At 47.2% G+C, this 23,882-nt stretch carries 23 protein-coding genes and 1 other RNA gene; 16 read left to right on the top strand and 8 right to left on the bottom strand.

Annotated features, from left to right (window positions below; genetic code table 11):
• Positions 1-219 precede the first annotated feature (219 nt).
• The 3 genes from LRP50_RS14565 to LRP50_RS14555 all read left to right on the top strand — a co-directional run bounded on the left by LRP50_RS14565 (position 220) and on the right by LRP50_RS14555 (position 4,908).
• Positions 220-1,326, top strand: coding sequence for an efflux RND transporter periplasmic adaptor subunit (locus LRP50_RS14565; RefSeq protein ID WP_274165189.1), 1,107 nt, complete (start codon positions 220-222; stop codon positions 1,324-1,326).
• Positions 1,327-4,455 carry a multidrug efflux RND transporter permease subunit gene (locus LRP50_RS14560; RefSeq protein WP_274165188.1) on the top strand — a complete coding sequence of 1,043 codons (3,129 nt, stop codon included), beginning with the start codon at positions 1,327-1,329 and terminating at the stop codon, positions 4,453-4,455.
• Positions 4,456-4,590: 135 nt separating this feature from the next.
• A complete protein-coding gene (locus tag LRP50_RS14555; protein WP_274165187.1) occupies positions 4,591-4,908 on the top strand; it encodes a DUF1244 domain-containing protein in 318 nt (105 codons plus the stop codon).
• Between the two features lie 56 nt (positions 4,909-4,964).
• On the opposite strand, the gene LRP50_RS14550 is transcribed toward LRP50_RS14555, so the two are convergent.
• The 5 genes from LRP50_RS14550 to LRP50_RS14530 all read right to left on the bottom strand — a co-directional run bounded on the left by LRP50_RS14550 (position 4,965) and on the right by LRP50_RS14530 (position 8,735).
• A complete protein-coding gene (locus LRP50_RS14550) occupies positions 4,965-5,471 on the bottom strand; it encodes a peptide-methionine (S)-S-oxide reductase (protein WP_274165186.1) in 507 nt (168 codons plus the stop codon).
• Between the two features lie 205 nt (positions 5,472-5,676).
• On the bottom strand, positions 5,677-6,363 hold the full coding sequence (gene queC / locus LRP50_RS14545; protein ID WP_274165185.1) for a 7-cyano-7-deazaguanine synthase QueC: 687 nt from the start codon (positions 6,361-6,363) through the stop codon (positions 5,677-5,679).
• Between the two features lie 93 nt (positions 6,364-6,456).
• Complete coding sequence (locus LRP50_RS14540) at positions 6,457-6,906, bottom strand: GNAT family N-acetyltransferase (protein WP_274165184.1); 450 nt, start codon at positions 6,904-6,906, stop codon at positions 6,457-6,459.
• Between the two features lie 83 nt (positions 6,907-6,989).
• On the bottom strand, positions 6,990-7,412 hold the full coding sequence (locus tag LRP50_RS14535; RefSeq protein WP_274165183.1) for a hypothetical protein: 423 nt from the start codon (positions 7,410-7,412) through the stop codon (positions 6,990-6,992).
• A gap of 252 nt (positions 7,413-7,664) precedes the next feature.
• On the bottom strand, positions 7,665-8,735 hold the full coding sequence (locus LRP50_RS14530; protein ID WP_274165182.1) for a PLP-dependent cysteine synthase family protein: 1,071 nt from the start codon (positions 8,733-8,735) through the stop codon (positions 7,665-7,667).
• Positions 8,736-8,942: 207 nt separating this feature from the next.
• Here LRP50_RS14530 and LRP50_RS14525 point away from each other — a divergent pair, with 207 nt between their 5' ends.
• From LRP50_RS14525 to LRP50_RS14510, 4 genes are all read left to right on the top strand, one after another.
• Positions 8,943-9,407: an Lrp/AsnC family transcriptional regulator gene (locus LRP50_RS14525; protein ID WP_274165181.1), complete on the top strand. Its 465-nt coding sequence runs from the start codon at positions 8,943-8,945 to the stop codon at positions 9,405-9,407.
• Positions 9,408-9,450: 43 nt separating this feature from the next.
• Positions 9,451-11,196, top strand: a complete 1,746-nt coding sequence (locus LRP50_RS14520) for an ABC transporter transmembrane domain-containing protein (protein ID WP_274165180.1) — start codon at positions 9,451-9,453, stop codon at positions 11,194-11,196.
• The gene (locus LRP50_RS14515) at positions 11,193-12,971 is read left to right on the top strand and encodes an ABC transporter transmembrane domain-containing protein (RefSeq protein ID WP_274165179.1); all 1,779 of its coding nucleotides are present in this window, start codon (positions 11,193-11,195) and stop codon (positions 12,969-12,971) included. The genes LRP50_RS14520 and LRP50_RS14515 overlap by 4 nt, the downstream gene beginning before the upstream one ends.
• A 390-nt stretch (positions 12,972-13,361) precedes the next feature.
• Positions 13,362-14,285 carry a porin gene (locus LRP50_RS14510; RefSeq protein ID WP_274165178.1) on the top strand — a complete coding sequence of 308 codons (924 nt, stop codon included), beginning with the start codon at positions 13,362-13,364 and terminating at the stop codon, positions 14,283-14,285.
• A gap of 84 nt (positions 14,286-14,369) precedes the next feature.
• Here LRP50_RS14510 and tesB read toward each other — a convergent pair whose 3' ends face one another.
• A complete protein-coding gene (tesB, locus tag LRP50_RS14505) occupies positions 14,370-15,242 on the bottom strand; it encodes an acyl-CoA thioesterase II (RefSeq protein WP_274165177.1) in 873 nt (290 codons plus the stop codon).
• Between the two features lie 233 nt (positions 15,243-15,475).
• Between tesB and LRP50_RS14500 the strand changes: the two genes are divergently transcribed.
• Entirely contained in the window at positions 15,476-15,895 is a 420-nt protein-coding gene (locus tag LRP50_RS14500; RefSeq protein WP_274165176.1) for a YbaY family lipoprotein, read from the top strand.
• Between the two features lie 122 nt (positions 15,896-16,017).
• Here LRP50_RS14500 and LRP50_RS14495 read toward each other — a convergent pair whose 3' ends face one another.
• Positions 16,018-16,731, bottom strand: a complete 714-nt coding sequence (locus LRP50_RS14495; protein ID WP_274165175.1) for a DUF1223 domain-containing protein — start codon at positions 16,729-16,731, stop codon at positions 16,018-16,020.
• A 67-nt stretch (positions 16,732-16,798) separates the two neighbouring features.
• Positions 16,799-17,110 (bottom strand): MGMT family protein, encoded by a 312-nt coding sequence (locus LRP50_RS14490; protein WP_274165174.1) that lies wholly within the window; start codon positions 17,108-17,110, stop codon positions 16,799-16,801.
• A 118-nt stretch (positions 17,111-17,228) separates the two neighbouring features.
• Here LRP50_RS14490 and LRP50_RS14485 point away from each other — a divergent pair, with 118 nt between their 5' ends.
• From LRP50_RS14485 to LRP50_RS14450, 8 genes are all read left to right on the top strand, one after another.
• Positions 17,229-18,017, top strand: coding sequence for a VP0952 family biofilm-associated protein (locus tag LRP50_RS14485; RefSeq protein WP_274165173.1), 789 nt, complete (start codon positions 17,229-17,231; stop codon positions 18,015-18,017).
• A gap of 132 nt (positions 18,018-18,149) precedes the next feature.
• An RNA gene (ffs, locus tag LRP50_RS14480) (signal recognition particle sRNA small type) lies at positions 18,150-18,246 on the top strand.
• Positions 18,247-18,449: 203 nt separating this feature from the next.
• Positions 18,450-19,004, top strand: coding sequence for a TnsA endonuclease N-terminal domain-containing protein (locus LRP50_RS14475; protein WP_274165172.1), 555 nt, complete (start codon positions 18,450-18,452; stop codon positions 19,002-19,004).
• Positions 19,001-20,878, top strand: a complete 1,878-nt coding sequence (locus LRP50_RS14470) for a Mu transposase C-terminal domain-containing protein (protein WP_274165171.1) — start codon at positions 19,001-19,003, stop codon at positions 20,876-20,878. The genes LRP50_RS14475 and LRP50_RS14470 overlap by 4 nt, the downstream gene beginning before the upstream one ends.
• A gap of 10 nt (positions 20,879-20,888) precedes the next feature.
• Entirely contained in the window at positions 20,889-21,899 is a 1,011-nt protein-coding gene (locus LRP50_RS14465; RefSeq protein WP_274165170.1) for a TniB family NTP-binding protein, read from the top strand.
• Between the two features lie 92 nt (positions 21,900-21,991).
• Positions 21,992-22,294, top strand: coding sequence for a helix-turn-helix domain-containing protein (locus LRP50_RS14460; RefSeq protein ID WP_274165169.1), 303 nt, complete (start codon positions 21,992-21,994; stop codon positions 22,292-22,294).
• A gap of 280 nt (positions 22,295-22,574) precedes the next feature.
• Entirely contained in the window at positions 22,575-23,426 is an 852-nt protein-coding gene (locus tag LRP50_RS14455) for a phosphoribosyltransferase-like protein (RefSeq protein WP_274165168.1), read from the top strand.
• On the top strand, positions 23,423-23,770 hold the full coding sequence (locus LRP50_RS14450) for a hypothetical protein (RefSeq protein WP_274165167.1): 348 nt from the start codon (positions 23,423-23,425) through the stop codon (positions 23,768-23,770). Before LRP50_RS14455 ends, LRP50_RS14450 begins: the two co-directional genes overlap by 4 nt.
• Positions 23,771-23,882 lie beyond the last annotated feature (112 nt).

The raw sequence follows: 23,882 nt of genomic DNA, 5'->3' as shown, positions 1-23,882 counted from the left end.
CTGTGCGTTTGCTGGTTTTTTCGACGTTGGCGCGTGAAGTTAGACCAAACTGGCGAATTTTGATGTGCAAACGCAATTCTAGGCGAGAAATGAAGCGCCTTAATGCTGGCATTCTTTCTGCTTATCTATGATGTTTTCTTTGCCTTATTTACATTTCTTTACCGCACACAAGATAGGCATAGAGTAGACTATCGCGAGTTGTTATTTACGGTTACGAAGATGAAAAATAAACTGCTTTTCTCCGCTGTCATCGTTCTCGGTGGCGCGGGATTTTTTGCTTGGCAAAGCAACACAGAAGCGGCTGATACCCCATCAGGGCGTTCAGCTCGTCCAGCGGTCGCTGTCGCCACAGCGCAAGTTGAATCACACCCTGTTACGCGCAACCTGTCATTGATTGGTAACCTGAAGTCCGAAAACTCCGTGATTATTGCCCCTGAAGTGAGCGGCAAAATCGACGCGGTGCATGTGACGGCTGGTCAGCAAGTAAAAGAAGGCGAGCCGCTGTTCACTTTGGAAACAGCAAAATCGCAGGCGTCGGTTTCAGAGGCGCAAGCATTTCATAAAGATGAACTGCGTAAGCACGGCGAGTTCGCCAAGCTGCATAAGCGCGGTGCGTTAACTAAAACCGAGCTGGATGCACAGCAAGCCAGCGTGGATATTGCCAAAGCGCGTTTAGATGCCGCACAGGCGGATCTGGATGATCTGCATATCAAAGCCCCATTCTCTGGCACGGTTGGCCTTGTGGACATCACGCGTGGTCAATTGGTCTCAGCGGGTGATGCCCTGCTAAACCTTGATGACTTGTCGCTTATGCAGCTAGACATCAATGTGCCTGAACAGTACCTCAGTGAACTGAGCAAAGACATCAATGTGACCGCACATACCAAAGCGTGGAGAAACAAAACGTTTGAAGGTCATTTGTCTGCAGTGGATTCACGCATCAACAACGATTCATTGAATCTACGTGCCCGTATCGATATCGACAATGGCGATCGCTTGTTGCGTCCGGGCATGATGATGGAGGCGACGTTGGGCTTTGCACCACAAATTTCGGCGGTGATCCCTGTACAGGCGATCGAATATTCGGGCACCAAGCGCTTTGTGTATTTGGTTGATGATGAAGGCATTGCAAACCGCACTGAAGTAAAACTCGGCGCGCGCGTCGAAAACAAAGTGACGGTTGAAAGCGGCTTAGAACTTGGCGATCGCATCGTGGTGCAAGGTTTGGTGAGCATGCGCGACGGAACAAAAGTGAACGACTTAACGGCAGCGAAAGCACAGAGCGCATCAAACTCACAGAGCACGAAGACGGAAGAGGGCAAGTAAATGTGGCTTTCAGATGTCTCTGTTAAAAGGCCTGTTGTCGCCATTGTATTGAGCTTGCTCTTGTGTGTGTTTGGTATCGTGTCTTTCAGCAACTTGTCGGTGCGCGAATACCCAGATATTGATAGCCCTGTGGTTTCAGTGATGACCCGTTATGCGGGCGCATCTGCCAGCATCATGGAAAGCCAAGTTACTCAAGCGCTGGAAGATGAGCTGTCCGGCATCAGTGGGATTGAAGAAATCACCTCGGTAAGCCGCAACGGCATGTCTCGCATTACCGTTGAGTTCGATATTGAATGGAACTTAACCGAAGGTGTCAGCGATGTGCGTGATGCCGTAGCACGAGCCCAGCGACGTCTCCCTGACGAAGCTGACGAACCCATTGTTTCCAAATCTAATGGCTCGGGCGAAGCATCCATCTACATCAACCTTGCGTCGTCAGAAATGGACAGAACGCAGCTGACTGAATATGCCCAGCGTGTGTTGGAAGACAAATTTAGCCTGCTGTCAGGTGTCAGCTCGGTTGAGCTATATGGTGCACTGTACAAAGTGATGTATGTGCGTCTCGATCCCGTGCTTATGGCAGGGCGTGGCGTCACCACGGATGATATTACGTCCACGCTTCGTCGTGAAAACTTGGAAAGTCCAGGCGGTGAAATCCGTAACGACATCACCAAGATGACGGTACGTACTGAACGCTTGTATCAGACCCCTGACGATTTCCAATACCTTGTGGTGCGAACGGCAAAAGATGGCAGCCCGATTTACCTCAAAGACGTGGCTGACGTTTACATCGGCTCCCAGAACGAGAACGCGACCTATAAAAACAACGGCATTAATAACCTGAGTTTGGGTATTGTCGCGCAATCTGATGCGAACCCATTGGACGTTGCTGTTGGCGTGCGTGCGCTTGTTGAAGAGTTCCAGCCATTCTTGCCTGAAGGCACTAACCTTTGGGTCGACTATGACTCTACCATCTTCATTGAACGCTCTATCGATGAGGTATACAGCACCCTGTTTATCACCGGCGCGCTGGTGGTATTGATCCTCTATATCTTTATTGGTCAGGTACGTGCCACTTTGATCCCTGCGGTCACGGTTCCTGTGTCGTTGATCTCGGCGTTTATTGCGGCTCATTTCTTTGGCTTCTCTATCAACCTACTGACCTTGATGGCGCTGATCCTCTCGATAGGACTGGTGGTGGATGATGCCATCGTGGTGGTCGAGAACATGTTCCACCATATTGAAAAAGGGGACACGCCCCTTGTTGCTGCCTATAACGGCACACGAGAAGTGGGCTTTGCCGTTGTTGCCACCACCGCGGTTCTGGTGATGGTGTTCCTGCCAATTTCCTTTATGGATGGCATGGTCGGAAAGCTATTTACAGAGTTCTCAGTATTACTGGCGATGGCCGTGATTTTCTCCTCCATCGTGGCACTCACGCTCACGCCGGTATTGGGCAGTAAAATCCTAAAAGCCAATGTGAAACGTGGCGCGTTTAACCATATGGTTGATAACTTCTTCGAATCATTCGAGAACGGGTATCGACGGTTGGTGACCGTGGCCGTTGCTGCACGTTTTGCTGCGCCGTTAGTGATCATCGCGTGTATCGGTGGTAGTGCGTGGTTAATGAAAAACCTGCCTGCGCAGCTTGTTCCGCAAGAAGACCGTGGCGTGTTGATGGCGTTCGTCAAAGGCGCAGAAGGCACAGCTTACAACCGCATGGTGGTCAACATGGAAGAAGTTGAACGCCGTTTGATGCCGTTGGTCGACGAAGGTTTGCTCACGTCGGTTAGCTTACAAGCGCCAGCCTTTGGCGGCATGGCAGGGGATCAGACTGGTTTCGTTATCATGCAGCTTGAAGATTGGGATAGCCGCGATGAAACGGCAGCCCAAGCACTAGGACGTGTCCGTCAAGCGCTCGCCGGTATTCCTGATATTTTCGTACGCGCCTTCATGCCTGGTTTCCGCGGTGGCTCGAGTGAACCTGTTCAGCTCGTTTTGGGCGGTGCGGATTACCAAGAACTCAACAAATGGGCGCAAGTATTGGTGGATGAAGCCAAGGCCAGCCCAATCATGCAAGGTGTCGATCTCGACTACGCAGAAACCACGCCAGAATTGGTGGTCAAAATTGACCGTCAACGCGCTGCGGAATTGGGGATTAGCGTCGACGACGTGTCGAACACGATGGAAGTCATGCTGGGTGGACGCACAGAGACGACCTTTGTTGATCGCGGTGAAGAGTTTGATGTTTATCTGCGTGGCGATGAAGCTCGCTTCAACAGCAAAGACGACATCAGCCAGATCTACATGCGTACCCGCAATGGGGACTTGGTGAGCCTGGATACCCTTGCTGAAGTAGAAGAAGTGGCGTCCGCGCAAACGCTTCGCCACTTTAACAAGCAAAAGGCTATCACGCTGAAAGCGAACTTGGGTGACGGTTACACCTTGGGCAATGCATTGGATTTCCTTGATGCCAAAGCCATTGAATTGTTACCGGCAGACATTTCGGTCAGCTATTCCGGTGAATCGGCGGAATTCAAAGACAACCAGAGCAGTATCTTAATCGTGTTCGGTTTGGCATTGCTGGTGGCTTACTTGGTGTTGGCAGCGCAGTTTGAAAGCTTCGTGAACCCGTTGGTCGTCATGTTGACGGTGCCGATGGGGATATTCGGTGGCTTTGTTGGCCTGTGGCTGACGGATCAAGGTCTGAATATCTACTCGCAGATCGGCATGATCATGCTGATTGGTATGGTAACCAAAAACGGTATCTTGATTGTCGAGTTCGCCAACCAGCTTCGTGATCGCGGCGTGGTGTTTGAACAAGCGATTATTGATGCCGCAGTGCGTCGTCTTCGCCCAATCATGATGACGGCGTTTACCACCATTATCGGCGCGATTCCGTTGATTATCTCAACCGGTGCAGGCTATGAAAGCCGAGTGGCAGTGGGTACGGTGATCTTTGCGGGTATGACGTTCGCAACGGCGGTTACGCTGTTTGTTATCCCTGCTATGTATCGTCTGCTTTCTGTGAAAACCCATTCACCGGGATACGTGGAAGCGCAACTTAAGGTTGAGCTGGAGAACGCCAAACCGCACCGTGCAGCCCATGGTGAGTTTGACGCGCGTTAACCTGCTAATGCGTCACCATTAGATAGAAAATGTGCCAGCGTCGTTGTCGTCGCTGGCATTTTCTTTATTAGTGAACCAAGCATTGGTAAGGTTGATACCAAATGACAGTCATTACGAATCAATAGGAAGAACACCATGTCTGATAAATTGACGCAAGAGCAACAAGATCAACTGGATGCGGCGACATTTCGTCGTTTCTTATCGCACCTAGACAACAACAAAGATGTGCAGAACATTGATCTGATGATCCTTGCGGATTTTTGTCGTAACTGTCTGGGTAAATGGTACAAAGCCGAAGCTGATCAGCGCGGCATTGAAGTGAGCGATGATGAAGCGCGTGAGCGTGTTTACGGCATGTCGTATGGTGAGTGGAAAGCGAATCACCAACTTCCAGCAACGGACGAGCAAATGGCTGCGTTCAAAAAACGTCAGGACGCAAAAGCTGATAAGTAAGCGATGTGTAATACATCACTGAATGAAAAATGAAAAAGCGCCGATTGGCGCTTTTTTTACGCGGTTTTATCAGACAAAAATACAAATGCATCTTGGCTTAAAAGCGTTGGATACAGCTCCTTTAACACCTGCATTTTGGGTGCGATGACACGCTGGCAAAATGGCTTTGACGGATTACGCCAGTAATAATTCTGCTGACTTGCCGGTGTCGGATAGAAGGCCACGATGGGCGCAACTTTCGTGACAATCGGCTTGATGTAATCTTCTGCGACATGATTCAAAGCAGTTTGGCACCTTTGGAGATGTGCAGAATTTATCGGGAAGATAAAGCTCGGATAGGTATCCCGAAATGAGTGATTGGATGTACACGCGTGCGAATCCAAATGCACACGAATCGTATCCTCTAAAGAGATTTCAGACTCATCAATACGAAACAATACCGCTTCGACATGCCTGCGATCTTCCGTGATTAAGAACCCCTGTTCGACTTCTGAAACGCCGCGAAGCGCACAGAAAATGGCTTCCATGCACCAATAACACGTACCGCTAACAGCGAGATACATACAGCCTCCTTATTGAACAAGATAAGTTTAGATAGAAACCGGAACAGAAAGGAATTCTTTCAGAATTGTTGAACGCTTTTAAGTAATGAAGAAGCGCAATGCGTAGGTATGATTTTAAGTCTTTGAGAAGATAAACATAAACAGGAGGGAAGGCGTGTTGGGGAATTGCCCCCTCCATTGGATATATTGGAGGAGGCTCGGCGTATTATGCGCTTTTGCTATCTAGCGAAGCCATCACGTTTTCTTTGTCGTTGCTGTAGCTGTCTAACCCTTTCTGGCGAAGGTCACAAGCGGGGCAATCGCCACAACCACTGCCAATGACGCCGTTATAGCAAGTGAGCGTGTTATCGCGAACATACTCCAGCTTGCCGTATTTATCCGCCAGTGCCCACGTTTCTGCCTTGTTTAGCCACATCAGCGGCGTACGAATTTCCAATTCACGGTCCATGCCGAGTACCAGTGATTTGTTCATCGCTTGCACGAAGTCATTACGGCAATCAGGGTAGCCAGAGAAGTCGGTTTCACAAACACCAGTAATCACGGTTTCTGCGCCTAGCTGGTATGCGTAAATGCCCGCCAAGGTTAGAAACAGAATATTACGACCCGGTACAAACGAGTTTGGTAGGCCGTTTTCTTGCAGTTCGTGTGAAACAGGAATGTTGTCACGGGTTAGCGAGCTGATCGCTAACTCATTGAGCAAGCTAACATCCATCACTTTGTGCGACGTTGCGCCTAGCTCTTTCGCGACGTCTGCCGCTACTTCAATTTCCTGCTTGTGGCGTTGACCGTAGTCGAAGGTAATACAATGCACTTCGTCAAACTCAGACAATGCTTGGATCAGACACGTGGTGGAATCCTGCCCGCCACTAAAGACGACAACAGCTTTTTTCATGGCTACACCTTTAACCGATATGTAGATAGTTTCTATGGGCGAAGTGTAACGCAGAAGCGCGAGCAGCTCTATGTCGTGCACATTTTTTCGTTGTTATGTTTTTAAGCTTAAAAAGTAGTGAAAATGCTCAATATCTTTCTCATACCCCAAAGATTCATAGAGTTTTTGTGCGCCACAATTACTGACTGATGTTTCCAAGGCAATACCACAGACACCCGTTGCTAGGGCATGTGCTTTTGCTGCTTTCAGCAACGCATTTCCGGTTCCTTTTCCACGTTGTGAATCGCCAACAAAAAGATCATTCAATACCCATATTCGCTGAGCAGAGACGGAAGAGAACATGGGATAAAGCTGAGTGAAGCCCACCGCCATGCCTTGCTCATTGATGGCGAAAAAAATGACAGACTCTTCGAGAGTAAGGCGTGCATGAATAAAATCATGGGCAAGTATAGGGTCATCTGGCTGGCCATAAAATACGCGGTATTGGTTAAATAAAGGGGCAACTGTAGGTGTATCAGAAGGTGTGGCTTTAATGATGTTCATGTTTGTATATCTCTCACGGTTGGCGCGTATCGCATGGAATTTATTCGTGCTGACTTATACCTAGTGGCGGCGGGATTTGACCGCTATGATGTTTTTGCTAACTGCCATGTACCATTGCATGGCGCGTTGGTGACCTTCCAGTTACCTTTGATTTGATCAGAGTCTGCGCTACCAGTGAATCGATACCCCCACTTTTGGCTGTCTGCAAACAGGGCAAGTTCGCCCGTGTCACTGACAAAGCCTTCCAAATAGGTATTGTTGTACATCAAGCGAAGCGACACTTTCCCCTCTTTGATCTTGCCAATAATGCGTGTTTGCAGGCAGATGTTGTCACCGCTGATATCAGTGCGTTTCCCTTCCCATTCGCCATCAAACTGGTTTGAAACCGTGAAAGGGGCGTTATCAGGTAACGGAGTATTGAGAGGTACTCTTTCGGTGTTGAACAAGTCATTAACGATAAAGATGACGAAAAAAATAGCACTGGTCGCGATCAGGTATTTGTTCACAATAGGCTCCCATGAAAAAAGAAAATGAAACAGTATCAAATTGAAACCATTCAAAAATATATCATGGGGAATGGTGTTTAACGGCGGCGATGGCTCGCAATGTTTGAGATGTTCGTAGAGGAATTTGAGAAAATCAGAGAAAGATGAGGGACGATATTCTTCTTCGCATCATTAATGCGTCATTATCTTGAAAGCAAACAGGACGTGACAAACACGTCCTGTGATAGCGATAGTTCTTTGCCTATGGTGTGCCTAGCTGCTGTATTTCTGCAGCGCTTTTAATGTTGGCGTGATATCGCCGATGTTAGCGCTGACCCAATCTTCATTGAAGTAGGTATCGAGATAACGCTCGCCACTGTCGCATAGTAGCGTGACGATAGAGCCTTTTTCGCCTCGCGCATGCATCTCTTCAGCCAGTTTCAACGCACCAAACAGATTGGTGCCTGTAGATGCACCGGCTTTGCGGCCTAGAATGCCTTCAAGCCAATGCACGGTTGCCACACTGTCGACGTCTGCGATGGTTTCCATTCGGTCGATAACACCAGGAATAAAGCTAGGCTCGACGCGAGGGCGACCAATACCTTCAATTTTTCCACCGCGATCTAGCGTTATAGAACTATCACCGGTTTTGTAGAATTCATGGAACACGGAGTTCTCAGGGTCAACCGCCATCAGTTGTGTTTGATGACAACGGTAGCGAATAAAACGACCAATGGTGGCAGACGTGCCGCCTGTCCCTGGGCTCATCACAATCCAGCTTGGAACGGCGTAACGCTCATACTTCATTTGGCCGAAAATGCTGTTGGCGATGTTGTTATTACTGCGCCAGTCGGTTGCGCGTTCTGCGTAAGTGAACTGATCCATGTAGTGGCCATTCAGTTCTTGTGCGAGGCGACGAGACTCCGCGTAGATGGCATCAGAGCGATCAACAAAATGCGCTTCGCCACCGTAAAACTGGATCTGCTCGATTTTCTTTTTCGCTGTCGTGCGAGGCACAACCGCAATGAAGGGCAAGCCCAGTAAACGGGCAAAATACGCTTCTGAAATCGCCGTGCTGCCTGATGAAGATTCAATGACCGTGGTGCCTTCTTTTATCCAACCATTGCACAAACCGTAAAGAAAAAGTGAGCGAGCAAGGCGGTGTTTCAAGCTACCAGTAGGGTGAGTGCTTTCGTCTTTGAGATAAATATCAATATCGCTGAAGTAAGGAAGATCCAGCTTAATTAAATGCGTATCAGCAGAACGCTGAAAATCCGCTTCAATTTTACGAATTGCATCGCAAACCCAGTGGGATGATGTGTGTGTCATATTGGCATCGGTCATGATTGGTCTGGCTCTCTACTGCTTGAAGTCACTCAGGGATATCTAAACTATAAGCGCTTGTTAAGAGTATTGTTTTGCCATTTTGTGTTTATTGATCGCCTTTGGTGGTAAAAAATTCTACTATTATCCTAATTATAGAATTTTTTTCTCCCTTGGTGAGTTTGGGGGAATAATTGACCTTAAAATAGCAAGATTGGTAATACGCTTATGGCAGTTTCCTTAGATAATATCGACCGACAATTATTAGATTGGCTGCAACGCGATGCGTCATTGTCGCTGTCTGATCTGGCTGAGAAGGTGAACCTCACCACGACGCCTTGCTGGAAGCGCTTAAAGCGCCTTGAAGACAGTGGCGTACTGCGAAAGCGAGTGGCCCTTCTGGATCCACAAGCCTTGGGGCTTTCATTTACCGCTTTCGTTCACATCAAAACGTCTGATCATTCTGAAAGCTGGTATCGCCGATTTGTCGAAGCAGTAACGCCATTCCCTGAAGTCATGGAGTGTTACCGTATGGCAGGCGAATACGACTACATGATGAAAGTGCAAGTTGCCGATATGGGCGCGTTTGATCGGTTTTACAAAAAACTGGTGAACAGCATGGATGGCCTAACGAATGTGACCTCCACCTTTGCGATGGAGCCACTCAAATACACCACAGCATTACCCATTTAATAATAAAAAAATCGGTGAGCGCACACAGGAGGAACGTAATCGGATGCGCATTTTCGCAGAGCTAGGTTGGTATTTTCGACAAGCGTGGAAACGCTACGCCGGTGCCATCATCATTTTTTTCTTCGTTGCGACCTTTGAATTAATTCCCCCGAAAGCCATCGGGTGGTTGGTCGATGGCGTGATGGCAGGCGACATCACCCGAGAGCATATGCTGATTGCGCTTGGTGCTATCGTACTGCTTTGGTTCGTTGTCTACGCGCTACGTATCATCTGGAGAGTTTGGCTCTTTGGCGCTGCGGCGGGGCTGGGAACGGTGCTGCGCGATAAGTTATACCGTCATTTCACCAGCCACTCTCCGCGCTTTTTTGAACGCTATCGCACTGGCGATCTCATGGCGCGTTCTACCAATGATGTGAAAGCGGTAGTGATGACCGCAGGCGAAGGTGTGCTGACGTTGGCAGATTCTGTCATCACGGGTTTGGCAGTTTTGATCGTTATGACCACCACGATCAGCTGGGAACTCACTTTGTTAGCACTCGCTCCCATGCCGGTAATGGCATTCATGGTGAACCGCTTTGGTACGCAGCTTCATCACCGTTTTTCCGCCTCACAGGCGGCGTTTTCTGATTTATCAGATGAAACCCAATCTTCCTTGAACGGCATTCGAATGATCCGCGCGTTTGGCTTAGAGTCCAAGCAAATCGACCGCTTTAATGCCGTGGCAGACGACACGGGCGAAAAGAACATGGCAGTCGCAAAGGTCGATGCCATGTTCGATCCGGTTATTTTTGTCACCATTGGTACCTCGTTTTTCTGTTCTATTACTGGCGGTGGTTACATGGTCGCCAATGGCATGTTGACGCTGGGGGAGCTAACGGCATTTACCCTGTACCAAGGGTTGATGATATGGCCGATGTTAGCCGTGGCATGGTTGTTCAATATTATTGAGCGTGGCGCTGCTGCATGGAAACGAATCAAAGAAGTGTTGGATGAAACGTCTGAGCTGCAAGATGGTGATAAAGCACTGCCTGAGTCGGCTCAAACCCTTGATGTGATCATCGATAGATTTACGTGGCGAGGGCACGATGTTCCAGCGTTGCATGATATTGCCATTGCACTTCCAGCGGGAAAAATGCTGGGTATTGCGGGGCCTGTCGGCAGCGGTAAATCGACCTTGTTGTCTTTGATTCTGCGCTTTGAAGATCCGGTACAAGGCAAGGTGCAGTATGGCGGTGTAAGCCTGCGCGACTTTAACATCGGTGAATGGCGCAGCAAGCTAGCGGTGGTGACTCAAACCCCGTTTTTGTTCTCTCGCTCAATTGCCGACAACATTGCGCTGGGCAAGCCTGATGCGACACGTGAAGAAATCCGCGCTGCGGCGAGGCTCGCGTGTATTGATGACGATATTGTTCAATTTCGTGAAGGCTATGAAACGCTAGTGGGGGAGAAGGGCATCACCTTGTCAGGTGGGCAGAAGCAGCGCATTTCGATTGCGCGTGCCTTGTTACTTGATGCCGAGATTCTGATCCTTGATGACGCGTTGTCGGCAGTTGATGGTCGCACTGAGCACCATATTCTGAAAAATCTTCATGACCGAGCACAACACCAAACCACAATCGTGATTGCACACCGACTCTCTGCGTTGGAAGCCGCTGATGAAATCATCGTATTACAAAAAGGGCATATTGAAGAACGCGGCACTCACAATACGCTTGTGGCACAAAACGGCTGGTATGCAGAAATGCAGCACTATCAACAACTCGAGCAGGCATTGGAGGCATCGTTATGAACAAACGTGAAGTTCTTGCGAGACTGCTTCGCTATTTGATGGATGACAAAAAAGGGTTCGCGATTGCTGCGATACTCCTTTTGCTTGCCGCTGTCGCCGATGTGAGCGGCCCGTGGCTGATTCGAATCTTCCTTGATGACTATTTGGCACAAGACTATTACCCGCCTACAGCTCTGTGGTTATTGGCAATTGGGTATATCGGAGCCACTGTGCTTTCGGCCTCGCTGCACTATAGCTATGGCCTGCGCTTTAGTCATATTGCTATCAATATCGTGCAGACCATTCGCAAGAAAGTGTATGCCAGCATCATCAATCAGCCGCTGTCAGCGTTTGATTATGTGCCAGCGGGCAAGCTGGTATCGCGAGTGACCAATGACACTGAATCTCTCAAAGAGCTTTACGTTCAGGTGATCGCGAGCTTTTTAAACAGTGTGGCGTTGATCACTGCCATGCTGGTGGCCATGTATTTGCTTAGTCCTACGCTGACACTTGTTGTGGCGATTTTGCTGCCGTCAGTGGTTTTGGTGATGTTTCTCTATCAACGTCGTTCGTCGCCAGCGTATCGCGACTCTCGTGACTTGCTGACAGACATTAACAGCGTGATGAGTGAATCGATTCAAGGCATGAGTTTGATTCAGTTGATGGGGCAGGAACAACGCTTTTCGGAGCGCTTTGCATCTTTGACCGATCAACACCTCACCACCGAAGTGAAGATTGTCAAAATCAATGGTGTGCTCCTTCGTCCATTGATTGATTTAATGTCTGGCGTCGCGCTGGTGTCCTTGGTGGTGATCTTCGGTTGGCAAGGTCACGAGGTGATTGGTGTTGGTGTGCTTTATGCGTTCATTAGCTACCTAGGTCGTGTTACGGAACCGCTGATTGAACTGATGCAACGTCTATCGCTGCTGCAACAGGCCATCATGGCGGGAGAGCGGTTGTTTGAATTGATGGATGCCAAGCCACACCAATATGGCAGCGATGATGCGCCGATTGAGAATGGCGACATTGAGATTTCCGATCTCTCATTCAGTTATGACGGTAAAACGTCAGTCCTGATGGAGATCAATGCCTCGGTCAAAGAAGGTGGGTTCCTTGCGCTTGTGGGTCATACGGGCAGTGGGAAAAGCACGTTGGCCTCGTTAATGATGGGTTTCTACCCTGTGCAGAGTGGGGCAATCAAGCTCGGTGGGCGTCCGATTTCATCACTCACACAGAACGCGATACGCTCGGGCATTGCTATGGTGCAACAAGACCCGCATGTGTTGTCGTCATCGTTTCGAGAAAATGTCACGCTAGGGCGTGATGTATCAGATGCAGCGATTTGGCAGGCACTGGAGCAAGTGGATTTGGCTGATTATGTACAGCACCTTCCGAAAGGGTTAGACACCCTGATAGGAACAGGTGATGTGACCTTATCGGCAGGGCAAAAGCAGTTGTTAGCTTTGGCGCGAGTGCTGGTGGAACGTCCACGTATTTTGATTTTGGATGAAGCGACTGCGAATATCGATTCAGGGACGGAAGAGCGCGTTCAAAGAGCGCTGTCGTCGTTGCGTCACACCATGACGATTGTGGTGATCGCACACCGTCTCTCAACCATCGCAGATGCCGACAACATTTTGGTGTTACACCGAGGAAATGTGGAAGAGCAGGGCAACCATCAGCAATTGTTGGCGAACAAAGGGCGCTACTGGCAAATGTATCAGCTTCAGAAAACCAAAGCGCATTTGGTTGAGCTAGAACAAATTGCATGTGGTGAAGCGACAATCACTGAGTAAACACTGTTTGGAATACCAAAGCCTGCATATTGAAACCGTCAGTATGCAGGCTTTTATTTTTTACAGACCCGCTGCTCATTGTTAATTGCTCATTGCTCATTGCTCATTGCTCATTGCTAATTGCCCATTCCATTGCCCATTGCTCATAACGAATGCGTCGTTCAAAGCCTCTCTATTTGCTCGCATAACGTTATTTGTCTCCTTGAATAATTGTGAAATTCATCAGTATGTTTCGTGGTTTTGCGAGCCATGTTTATAGTCATCGAAATGACATTCTCTTTCACCAAAAACGTCATAGAACAGTCACCTAACGTTCATTTTAAACGTCTACCTTGGCCTTCTCGAAAATGAGATGGCAAGAAAGCCTCAATTTAAAAAGGACGTTAGAAAATGAAAAAAGCAGTATTGGCCTCCGCGATTCTTGGCGCTTTGGTATCCGCCCCTTCTTTCGCCGCAACGGTATACGAAGCGGATGGCACAACACTGAAAGTTGGTGGTCGTGCAGAAGCACGCTTCAACGTTTCTGATAACAACGAAAGCACGGACGACAGTTCATTCAAAGACAAGTCTCGTGCTCGTGTAAACCTAAAAGGCAAAACTGAAATTTCTGATGAGCTATACGGCTTCGGTAAGTACGAAGCTGAATTTTCAGATGCTGAGAGCTTGAAAAACCGCTACTTCTTCGCGGGCCTTGGTTTTTCAGGTGGCGAGCTTTCTTACGGCAAACAAGATTCTGCACAGGTTCAACTCACGGACATTACTGATGTGATGGCGACCTTCGGCGGTGACGCTGCGGATGTGGTTTCTGGCAACAAAGACAAGCGCGAAAACAACTTCGTCTATTCTGGTGAGTTTGACGGCCTGAGTATTCAAGCAAACTACATCGCAGCGGATGAGAAAGACGCTGACAGTGTGGGTATTTCTGCGCTTTATAGTTTTGGTTCTGTGGCAGTAGGTGCGGGTTACGTTTCTCAAGATGCAGGCACAGACAGCGATGATCAAATCAACCTTGCTGCACAGTTCAAGCAAGATGCGTTTACTCTTGGTGCGCTTTACACCATGGCGTCAAAAAGTAACGTTGATTACACCGGTTATGAAGTGTCGGCTCAGTACAAAGCGACCAAGCAGCTTGCCGTGGTTGGTGTTTACAACTTTGGTGAGTTCGATAACACCACCACAGAAGAAGCTAACAACTTCGCGCTAGAAGCGGTTTACAAATTCAACGGTCACCTTCGTACTTACGCGGGCTACAAGTTTGAGGGGATCTCGGGTAAAGACGATCAACTTCAAGCGGGCATTCGCTACGACTTCTAATGGCACTACGCTGTTTGCATGACCTCGAAAATAACAAAGGCCAGCGTTATGCTGGCCTTTGTTGTGATTGCCGTGTTGAGCGCGTTATTTTGAGGCTTTTCTCATATTCCGTACTAACCCTTCTTGTACGGCAGATGCCACCAACTCACCTTGTTGGTTGTAGAAGCTACCGCGAACCAGAGCACGAGAGCCACTGGCTGACGGGCTATCAATCACGAACAGCAGCCATTCATCCATACGGAATTCACGGTGGAACCACATAGCGTGATCGATGGTGGCGACTTTTATGCCCGGTGTCATCAAGGAGACGCCATGAGGTTGCAAGGACGTGGTCAAAAAGCCCCAGTCAGACGCGTAGCCCAGCAAATATTGGTGGATTCGTAAATCGTCGACCATTTTGCCGTTAGCGCGGATCCACAAGTATTGCTTGGCTTCCTGTTTTTTAGGCGCAAGCGGGTTAATGTCCACAACTGGACGCACTTCAATCGGTCTCTCACCGCCAAACGTATCGATGATGTGTTGGGGCAAATGCTTGGCAACCGATGCCACGAGTTCTTGCTCTGACTTTAGCCCTTCGGGGCCAGTGATATCAGGCATGGTGAACTGGTGCTCAAAACCGGGTTCATGCAAATGGTAAGACGCAGTGAGGTAAAATATCGGCTGACCTTTCTGTATCGCTTTGACGCGACGCGTGGAAAAGCTCTGTCCGTCTCGCAGATTCTCAACGTCATAAATGATCGGTTTGGCTGGGTCGCCTGGGCGTAAGAAATAGCTGTGGAAAGAATGCACAAAGCGATCGCTCGCCACGGTTCCTTTGGCTGCCGATAGCGCTTGCCCGATCACCTGACCGCCATAAACCTGCGGCAAACCAAGATCTTCACTCTGTCCACGGTACAAACCTTCATCAAGTTGTTCCAAGTTCAACAGCGATAACAAAGCCTCAAGTTGTGTGCTCATGGTGCTCCTGTAACAGTAAAGTGATGAATAAATGGGTGTTGACAGAAAAATGACATAATTCTCTCATTGCCCACATAATACCGAACTTTTTTTCGGTTTATGATTCTAATCAGTAACGAAATAATATTTCAGACTGTGATCTGTAATCCACAATAGTTGAGTGGGCTATTACTGTACAGTGCTAAACTCTTGTTATTATTGTCAATAACATTGCCGTCTTGGAGTGCAATTTAATGAAAAAAGCGTTTTATGGGTTCTTTTTGGCGCTTATCGCTGTCGCCTTTACCGCATGCAGCGACATCATGAAAGAGCAAGATATGGCGACAGTTAATGGTGATGTTTATTACTTACAGCGCATTGCACTGCCCAGCAATGCCAAGTTAACAGTAACACTGGCAGATGTTTCGTTGGCGGATGCGCCAATGGAAGTGATCAGTTCTCAATCTTACATGACGGAAGGTCAGCAAGTTCCTTTGCCGTTTAACCTGAGCTACTCCCCGTCTGAAATAAAACCCGGTCATACTTATACTGTGAGTGCGCGCATTGAAGTGGATGGAGAGTTGATTTTCATCAGCGATACCGCCAATCATGTGATTAACGACCCTGCCAATACCCAAAATATCAGTATTCAAGTGGTCAGCGCTGGGCGTTAACGAACAAGCGTGCCGCCTTTGTTGTGTTCACGTTCAATGATTGACCGACAACATGACAGACAGCAAACAAAAAGGGAGCAATGCTCCCTTTTTGTTTGTCGGTAAAACGTTGGGTGAACTTCTCACTGCGGCGTCAACCAACCCGCGACAGTTTGAACAGGGTCACCACCGCCTTGAGGCGTTAACCATACCGCAAAGGCTGAAGGTTTTGCCGCCACGTCACTATCAAGGGTAAATTGCCAATGGCGTTGACCGTATTTGGCGGCAAAGTCGACCACAACGAAGTCATGCTCTAAGGTTTTTCCTCGATTCTCCCCACGCTTCACTTGGGTGGCTAGATCCATGGCTAAAAGTGCAAAATTGGCATTTAGCCGATCATTGCCTTCGTAGTCCACGCGCAAGGTATTTCCATTGATTGACGCCGTTAAACGCTCAGCTTTCGGGCCGTTGGCATAAGGCACAGGCTGCCTTGAAAAAAAGCCTCGCCATTCTTGATCGTTAATAAACCAACCTGGTGTATAAACGCCACTGGCGTCACTTTGAGACACCTTCTGGCGTTGCCGTTGGCTAAAGTCCGGTTTTGCAAACCGATCTGCCCAGCCTATGTAGTTCCAGTAATCAACATGAAAAGCCAGCGGAATGACACGTGTCCATAGCCCATCACTATCCTTTAAGTTATTTAACGCCGCTTCAGCAGGCGGGCAACTGCTGCACCCTTCGGAGGTAAAGAGTTCAACGACAGTGGCGGGAGAGTCATTACTTTGCCAGCTTTGTGAGAAAGCAGAAAAAGACAAAGCGGTGGTAGCTGACATCAAAAGAAAAAGAGCGGGTCGCATAACGCATTCCATGAAGGGAGTGGTATCAACAAAGACCTGCGTTTTACGTGTTCGATTTCAAAAGATGTTAAGAAGGCTGCCCATCCCATTGAAAACGTCGAAGAGAGATCACGCCATTCTCCTTTACCTCAACGCCATCGTCTAACAGCTTCTCTCGTTGGCGAGTGAATGATTCACCCACCAAAGAAATCATGCCTTTTGCATTCACGACACGAAACCAAGGTAAGCGACTATCTTTGGGTAATGCGCCTAATAACTTACCAACATGACGAGCATGCCGAGGGAAGCCCGCCATTTTTGCGACATCACCGTAAGTTGTTACTTTTCCTTGGGGTATCTGTGCTAAGACCGCATAGATCTGCTCGTCAAAATTAGGCATATTGATATCAAACGCAATGAAAATTAAAAAATAACATTACCCATTATCATACCCATTGTGGATGGAAAAGCAGCAGGAGAGTGACTTCCTACAAACTGCTTAGAAGGGTAAGAAGAAAATGATAAGCCAGATATTGGGTCAGTATCAGTTGAAAGCGCAAGGAGGTGCGGTTATGTGGTATGCGACGATGTTAATGGTTACCGCCTCAGTCATGGTTATTGGGGCTGCGCTTTCCGCAGCCATTGTAGATGGCAATATTCCGCTGTTGGCTTTCGCTATTCCTGCTTTGTTTTTTCTGGGTTCGGGCGGCATTGCTGTTTGGTTGCTTACCATTGGCCTTGTCGGCTTTGGCGCACTCATGCCCTATCAACCCATTGCCATTTCATTAAGCCTTTGGATGATTCTTCCCGCATTAGTGTTGATCACTGGTGCCCGCCGCAATTGGCAAGTCTCCTTATTGGTTGTCTCTGTTGTTATTGCCATGGAGTGTGGCGTGCTCGCTCTGCAAGGTGACCAAAAGCTTGGCGGCGCAATGAGCTACACCTTGTTGCAAATTCTCTGTGTGATCACCGTATGGGTATCGACATACTTCTGGAAGCCCATCAAAAAGCTCAGTTGGTGGCCAGTGTTGCTGATCTTGGCTCTGTTGGCTGGTGGTTGGACACAAGGTGCGTTGTTGGCCTTCTGTGGCAGCGTGTTAGCGATAACATTGCAAGAATTACAGCGCGTTGGTGGAGAAGCAAAAGGGGACAAACTCAGTGTTATTTTGCCGGCCATTGCCTTCGCCACCATTGTGGTATTTCCGCAATTTAGCGTACCCAACCCTGTGTTTGTCGCGTGGCTGTTATCGCTAACCATTGCATGGCTTGGTGATTACCTACTCAATGCAGAGAACGAAGAAGAGTAAGCAGGGCAAAAACTCACCACTTGGACACGCAGAGCCCGATAAGCCCTTGCAATGGGCTTAGGCTTCACACATAATGCGCTCGAACCAACGGTTTCTTTCTAAAGGAATTGTTCGGTGATTCTATGGAGGCCCTATTGGTTCTCCCGCAACGCTATCTTGTGTAATGGGTCAGGTCCGGAAGGAAGCAGCCCCCGCTTGGGACGTGTGTGCCGGGATGTAGCTGGTAGGGCTTCCACCCAATCTGCTTTTCGTGTTTCTGTCACCATAAGTCTTCAAATTCTCACCATAAGCTTTCAAATTGACACCATAAGATTGCACAACTACCTTTATGTGTAACAAAACAACATGCGGTAAACGCCCATGTATCGTCGCAATCTCAAACACTCTCGTGTAAAAAACCTCTTTAAATTCGCAAGTATAAAGAACAATTCAGTGCTTACTGTCGAATCAGCCCTTGAGTTCGATAGCTGCTTTCACCTCGAATATTGCAAAGAAATCGTTAGTTTCGAAGCACAGCCCGAAGGTTTCTACTATCCATTTTCGGGAAAAAGGTTGCCTTACACGCCTGACTTTAAGGTTCGCTATGCCGATGGCCGTGATGCATTTCTTGAAATAAAGCCTGTAAGCAAGATTGAAGGTGATGAGTTTCGACAGAAATTCATCGCTAAAATGGACATGGCGAAGTCGTTAAATTGTCCTCTCTCCCTCGTTACAGATAACCAAATCAGAGTTAACCCTGTCCTTTATAATTTGAAGTTACTGCATCGCTATACGGGCATTGTGGGCGTAAATACGCTGCAAACACAATTGCTTAAAGTGGTCAGATCAAGTGGGTTAGTTTCAATTGGTGATTTGTCTCGTCGTGTTGATATGACAGAAGGCGAGCTTAAAGCCAATGTTCTGGCGATGATTTCAAGAGGCCAATTGCAGGCTGAGTTGAGCAAAGAAAAGTTTGGACAACAAAGTGTTGTGTGGGTTGGTGCATGATATCCGACAGTGGAGAGAATGGCATATCTCTCTTCGACAATGAGTTTTCAATCACTTCGGATAAAACGGAGGAACAGCCTGCCCAACAGCAACAAGAAGCAAAGCTTGTTGAGAGGGATCTAGATAGCTACCCAGCACCACTGAAAGAGGAAGCCCTCAAGCGCTTTAGGTTGCTGGCATTCATTCGGAGAGAGCTGCAAGGTGGTTGGACACCTAAAAACCTGAATCCCCTCATTCAACAGTACTTCGAGCGCACAGGCCACGCAGAACCGCCTTCAAGCAGAACAGTTTGTAATTGGTGGAAAAGCTATGAGGTTGCTGGCGGCAAAATCACTGCACTAGTACCCAAACATCACCGCAAAGGCAATTATGAACTCAAGAATGCTGATGATGGAGCCATCTTTCATGACGCGCTTGAACGGTTCTTAAACGCTCGTAGACCTTCAATGACAACGGCCTATGAATATTACAAAGATCAGGTGTTGCTCAATAATGAAGGGGTAGTGGAAGGGACAATAAAGCCACTGTCCTATTCGGGTTTCAAAAAACGTATTAAGCAGCTTCCTCCCTATCAAGTCGCTGTCGCTAGGCATGGCAAATTCATGGCTGATCAGTGGTATGGGCATTTCAGTGCGCACAAGCCCCCAACGCGTATTTTAGAGAAGGTCGAAATCGACCATACGCCGCTCGATCTCATTTTGATTGATGACGAACTTCTTGTTCCTCTCGGTCGCCCTTACTTAACGTTACTCGTTGACGTTTTCAGCTCCTGCATTGTCGGTTTTCATCTTGGCTACAGGGCACCAAGTTATGACTCAGTGAGTAAAGCCATTATTCATGCAACAAAGCCAAAGGATTACCTTGATACCATCGCAAGTGATTTCCAAAACGACTGGCCGTGTAGCGGAAAAATTGAGACGTTAGTTGTCGATAATGGCGCTGAGTTTTGGAGCGAGAGCCTTGAACAAGCGTGCTTAGAGTCGGGTATTAACATTCAATTTAACCCTGTTAGAAAGCCTTGGCTCAAGCCATTCATCGAACGGCTTTTCGGAACCATCAACAAGAAGTTTCTCGACCCTTTCCCTGGCAAGACATTCTCGAACGTATTGGAAAAAGAAGAGTACAACCCAGAGAAAGACGCGGTGATACGCTTCTCTACGTTCATTGAGTTATTTCATCGTTGGATAATTGATGTATACCATCAAGATTCAGATTCTCGACACTCCCGTATCCCCGCTAAGTTGTGGCAGCAAGGTTATGATGACTTTCCTCCACTTGCGATGACGCAGGAAGATATCGATAAACTCACTGTTGTCATGGGAGTAAAGTGGCAACCGACGCTCACTCGACTCGGCTTCAAAATCAAACATCTGCGATACGATTCACCGGATTTGTCTGAGTATCGAAAGCGTTATCCTCAAACTGACAGAAGCCGCAAGAAATTGGTCAAAATTGACCCTGATGATATCTCCCGAATATTTGTCTATCTCGAAGAATTAGAAGGGTATTTGGAAGTGCCTTGCGAAGATCCGATTGGCTATACCAAGAACCTTTCATGGCACCATCACCAAGTCATTTCTCACGCCCATCATAAATTCATTGAAGGCAGTGTTGATATCCTGAGCCTAGCGAAAGCACGACAGGCGATTCACCAAAGAGTGCTTCAAGATCAGGAAGCTTTCCAATTAATACCAAGCAAAAAGAAACGAATGAAAGGGCAGCGAAAGTTAGCCGAGTTCTCGGGCGTTGGCAGTGAAGGGAAAGCGAGTGTCGCGTTACCTAATCCTGAAAAAGCTGACGCTAGCCAAAAAGAAAAGGATCAGACGCTGTTCGACAATTGGGATGACATGATCAGCGACTTAGATGGGTATTAATGTGAAGCGAATGACGGAAGAGCAAAGCATCAAACTCAAAACCTTCTGGAACTGCTTTGTGGAATATCCGCTGTTGAAAGAGATTATGAATGATTTTGATAGGTTGAGAGAGAATCGACTGCTTGGTGGTGATCAGCAATGCATATTACTGACGGGTGATACTGGCTGCGGCAAGTCCCACCTTATTCGTCATTATCAAAGCCGACTTCAATCTGACCCCATCAGTAAGTTTGATTCTTTGCCAGTGCTGGTCAGTCGCATCCCAAGTAAGTTCACGCTGGAAGAAACGGTTTTGCAACTGCTAAAAGATCTTGGGCAATTCGGAACCACCGCCAGAGGCCGTTCAAGGATCACGACAGATTCAAGCCTGACTTACTCGCTTGTCGAGCTACTTAAAGTGAAGCAAGTAGAACTCATTATTATCAATGAATTCCAAGAGCTCATTGAGTTTAAATCAGTAGAGAAGCGACAAGCTATTGCTAACCGCTTCAAATACATCTCAGAGGAAGCTGGCGTGGCTATCGTTCTTGTCGGTATGCCGTGGGCTGAGATGATAGCGGAAGAGCCCCAGTGGTCGTCTAGGTTAGTTACTCGCCGATCTATTCCCTATTTTAAGCTTTCGGAAGACCCTGTTCACTTCATCCAGTTTATAAAAGGCTTAGCTAAGAGAATGCCGTTTGATACCCCACCAATGCTAGAAGAAAAACAGATTTCCTTTGGTCTATTTGCAGCGAGCAGAGGGGAAATGAGAGCGTTGCGGCATTTGATTAACGATGCAGTAAAAGACGCGGTTTTAGACGGAGAGCATGAGTTTGACATGCAGCGACTTCGTCATTCTTACGCCAAGCTTAATCCGCAAAAGCTGAACCCATTTGATACTCCTTTCAATGAATTGAAGCTCTCTGAAATTGAACGATACTCGGGTTACAACCCCAAAGCATTGAGCAGTGACGAGGCTTTGACCGACAGGGTATTCAGCAAAAACATTCCAATAAAAGAACTTCTCAAGAAAAATGCGTAGTGCGGGCCTTTCAAACCTAAGTAATCCTTAGTACATTTATGGGTGTGATACTAAGAGAATCTTAGTTACTTATCCCAAGTAGCTGAAGATTTATGGAATCACCTTTCCCAACTAGACTGCGTGCTGCACGTAAAGCCGCAGGTATGACTCAACAACAGTTAGGCATAAATCTCGGTATGGACCCCAACACAGCCAGTGCGCGCCTCAATCAGTATGAAAAAGGTAAGCATTCACCAGACTACCAAACAGCTAAGAGACTGGCTGATGAGCTTGGTGTGCCTGTGGCTTATTTGTATTGTGATGATGATTTGTTGGCTGAGTTGTTGCTAGCCTTGGTCAAGCTTTCTGCAAGTAACCAACAAGAGTTGCTGGACAAAATACAGAAGAGCGTTTGATTCAGCCTCCTAGGTTAGCTTTGGATAGATAAAGATGTGAAGTAGATTCCTTTAGCTAAATGTTTTGGATGAATTATGCTTGTAGTAATTATCTAGAGAGGTTTTTTGGAAGGTATCTATGTTATTGCTACGCTTCGGTCATATGATTCCAATAATTTCGTTGACTTAAAACACTCTGGATCAATACTATCCTATGAATAATTATGCTATTACAGACACAGCAACCAGAGTGCACTTACTATAAGCACCCAGATTTGTGCTATGACAATTGAAGTTAAAAATGAAGCAAAACGTATTTAAAATCATCTTTAATTTAACAAAGAAGCAGCCATGGCTACAAGAGAAGACTAATGAGTTAGAAAAACTACTATTCTCAGATTGCCAGACTGCTGATGAACAAGAGCTAATTTTGGAGCTTCTAGAAAGGTTCACACACGTCTCTGGAGAAAAGTTTATAGAACTGATCAATACGCTTGTCGAAGACATAGCTACAGATCCAGACCTAGAAGATAGTACTACTCAAATTGTTGCGATGACGGGAGATTATAACGCAGACAGTGCTCAGTTTGTGACCTATGCGTTAAAGATGCCTCTCGAAAGAGTTAAATGGAGAGAGCACATTACTGTCACGAACTTTCAGCGCGCCTACAAGGAATTTAACAAACACGGGAAAAGACATAAAAACCTCATACTAGTCGATGAGTTTGTTGGTAGTGGAAGAACAATTGTTGGTAGGGTGGCGCAGATAAAGAAGATCTTTAGAGAAAATGGCATTGAAGATCTTAATATTAAAGTAAAAACTATTGCAGCATCTAGCGTAGGTTTGGAGAAAGCAAGAGAGGAAGGTATAAATCTTACGTCGTATCTTGTTATAGAAAAGGGGATTTCTGAGCACTATGAATTGGCCGAGGTCCCACGCAAGTTAGCTCTAATGGATCGACTAGAGAGCATTTTATCTACTGCATATAACGATAGAAATCTACCGAAGTTAGGTTATGGTGAAACTGAGTCTCTATATACAAGGGATGAGGGAAATACCCCAAACAGTGTGTTCCCAATTTTTTGGTGGCCGTATTTTCAAGATCAAACTGAGCGAGCTACAATTCTTATTCGTGCGATGGGAGATGCATGATGAAAAAATTAAAACCTATAGAAGTTAAAGCACTAACTATCTTGCTAAAATCTTCCAAAGGACTGGATGCTTTTAGTTACTTCAGGAGACTTGATGCATCGTTCCCAGACTTTTCAAAAACACTCCGGACGTTGTGTAAACTTGGGCTAATCAATGAAGGAAAAGAAGACTTTTTTGAGATCACATCGGAAGGCACTGCGCTAGTAATGCAAAAGGAGCTACAGCAGAGAAAAAGGCCTTGGAGAGATGTTCCTAAGGAGTTCTTAGGAACAAAAATGTCAACTTCTGACTTTTACGTTCCAAGTGTTTCTTTGCTAGATAAAAAGTCTTTCAAGTCTCAGTAAATTAGGTTATATTTTTCGACGGCTTGTAGAGGCTAGTACGTTAGAGTGTAGTCGCTCTCAGGTTAAGGTAGACGTTAACCATTTACTTACAATTTCCGGTGGAGCTGAAAAT

Origin of the sequence: Enterovibrio gelatinilyticus (assembly GCF_028683095.1) — a bacterium.
Taxonomy (GTDB): domain Bacteria; phylum Pseudomonadota; class Gammaproteobacteria; order Enterobacterales; family Vibrionaceae; genus Enterovibrio; species Enterovibrio gelatinilyticus.
This window is presented reverse-complemented; position numbering and strand designations above follow the sequence as displayed.

Excerpts from the sequence above, each read along its gene's own strand:
- LRP50_RS14455 (WP_274165168.1), top strand. The coding sequence starts at position 22,575 with ATGAAGCAAAACGTATTTAAAATCATCTTTAATTTAACAAAGAAGCAG.
- LRP50_RS14520 (WP_274165180.1), top strand. The coding sequence starts at position 9,451 with ATGCGCATTTTCGCAGAGCTAGGTTGGTATTTTCGACAAGCGTGGAAA.
- queC (WP_274165185.1), bottom strand. The coding sequence starts at position 6,363 with ATGAAAAAAGCTGTTGTCGTCTTTAGTGGCGGGCAGGATTCCACCACG.
- LRP50_RS14565 (WP_274165189.1), top strand. The coding sequence starts at position 220 with ATGAAAAATAAACTGCTTTTCTCCGCTGTCATCGTTCTCGGTGGCGCG.
- LRP50_RS14555 (WP_274165187.1), top strand. The coding sequence starts at position 4,591 with ATGTCTGATAAATTGACGCAAGAGCAACAAGATCAACTGGATGCGGCG.
- LRP50_RS14450 (WP_274165167.1), top strand. The coding sequence starts at position 23,423 with ATGATGAAAAAATTAAAACCTATAGAAGTTAAAGCACTAACTATCTTG.
- LRP50_RS14550 (WP_274165186.1), bottom strand. The coding sequence starts at position 5,471 with ATGTATCTCGCTGTTAGCGGTACGTGTTATTGGTGCATGGAAGCCATT.
- tesB (WP_274165177.1), bottom strand. The coding sequence starts at position 15,242 with ATGAGCACACAACTTGAGGCTTTGTTATCGCTGTTGAACTTGGAACAA.
- LRP50_RS14515 (WP_274165179.1), top strand. The coding sequence starts at position 11,193 with ATGAACAAACGTGAAGTTCTTGCGAGACTGCTTCGCTATTTGATGGAT.
- LRP50_RS14495 (WP_274165175.1), bottom strand. The coding sequence starts at position 16,731 with ATGCGACCCGCTCTTTTTCTTTTGATGTCAGCTACCACCGCTTTGTCT.
- LRP50_RS14470 (WP_274165171.1), top strand. The coding sequence starts at position 19,001 with ATGATATCCGACAGTGGAGAGAATGGCATATCTCTCTTCGACAATGAG.
- LRP50_RS14485 (WP_274165173.1), top strand. The coding sequence starts at position 17,229 with ATGATAAGCCAGATATTGGGTCAGTATCAGTTGAAAGCGCAAGGAGGT.
- LRP50_RS14490 (WP_274165174.1), bottom strand. The coding sequence starts at position 17,110 with ATGCCTAATTTTGACGAGCAGATCTATGCGGTCTTAGCACAGATACCC.
- LRP50_RS14530 (WP_274165182.1), bottom strand. The coding sequence starts at position 8,735 with ATGACCGATGCCAATATGACACACACATCATCCCACTGGGTTTGCGAT.
- LRP50_RS14500 (WP_274165176.1), top strand. The coding sequence starts at position 15,476 with ATGAAAAAAGCGTTTTATGGGTTCTTTTTGGCGCTTATCGCTGTCGCC.
- LRP50_RS14460 (WP_274165169.1), top strand. The coding sequence starts at position 21,992 with ATGGAATCACCTTTCCCAACTAGACTGCGTGCTGCACGTAAAGCCGCA.
- LRP50_RS14560 (WP_274165188.1), top strand. The coding sequence starts at position 1,327 with ATGTGGCTTTCAGATGTCTCTGTTAAAAGGCCTGTTGTCGCCATTGTA.
- LRP50_RS14465 (WP_274165170.1), top strand. The coding sequence starts at position 20,889 with ATGACGGAAGAGCAAAGCATCAAACTCAAAACCTTCTGGAACTGCTTT.
- LRP50_RS14540 (WP_274165184.1), bottom strand. The coding sequence starts at position 6,906 with ATGAACATCATTAAAGCCACACCTTCTGATACACCTACAGTTGCCCCT.
- LRP50_RS14510 (WP_274165178.1), top strand. The coding sequence starts at position 13,362 with ATGAAAAAAGCAGTATTGGCCTCCGCGATTCTTGGCGCTTTGGTATCC.
- LRP50_RS14525 (WP_274165181.1), top strand. The coding sequence starts at position 8,943 with ATGGCAGTTTCCTTAGATAATATCGACCGACAATTATTAGATTGGCTG.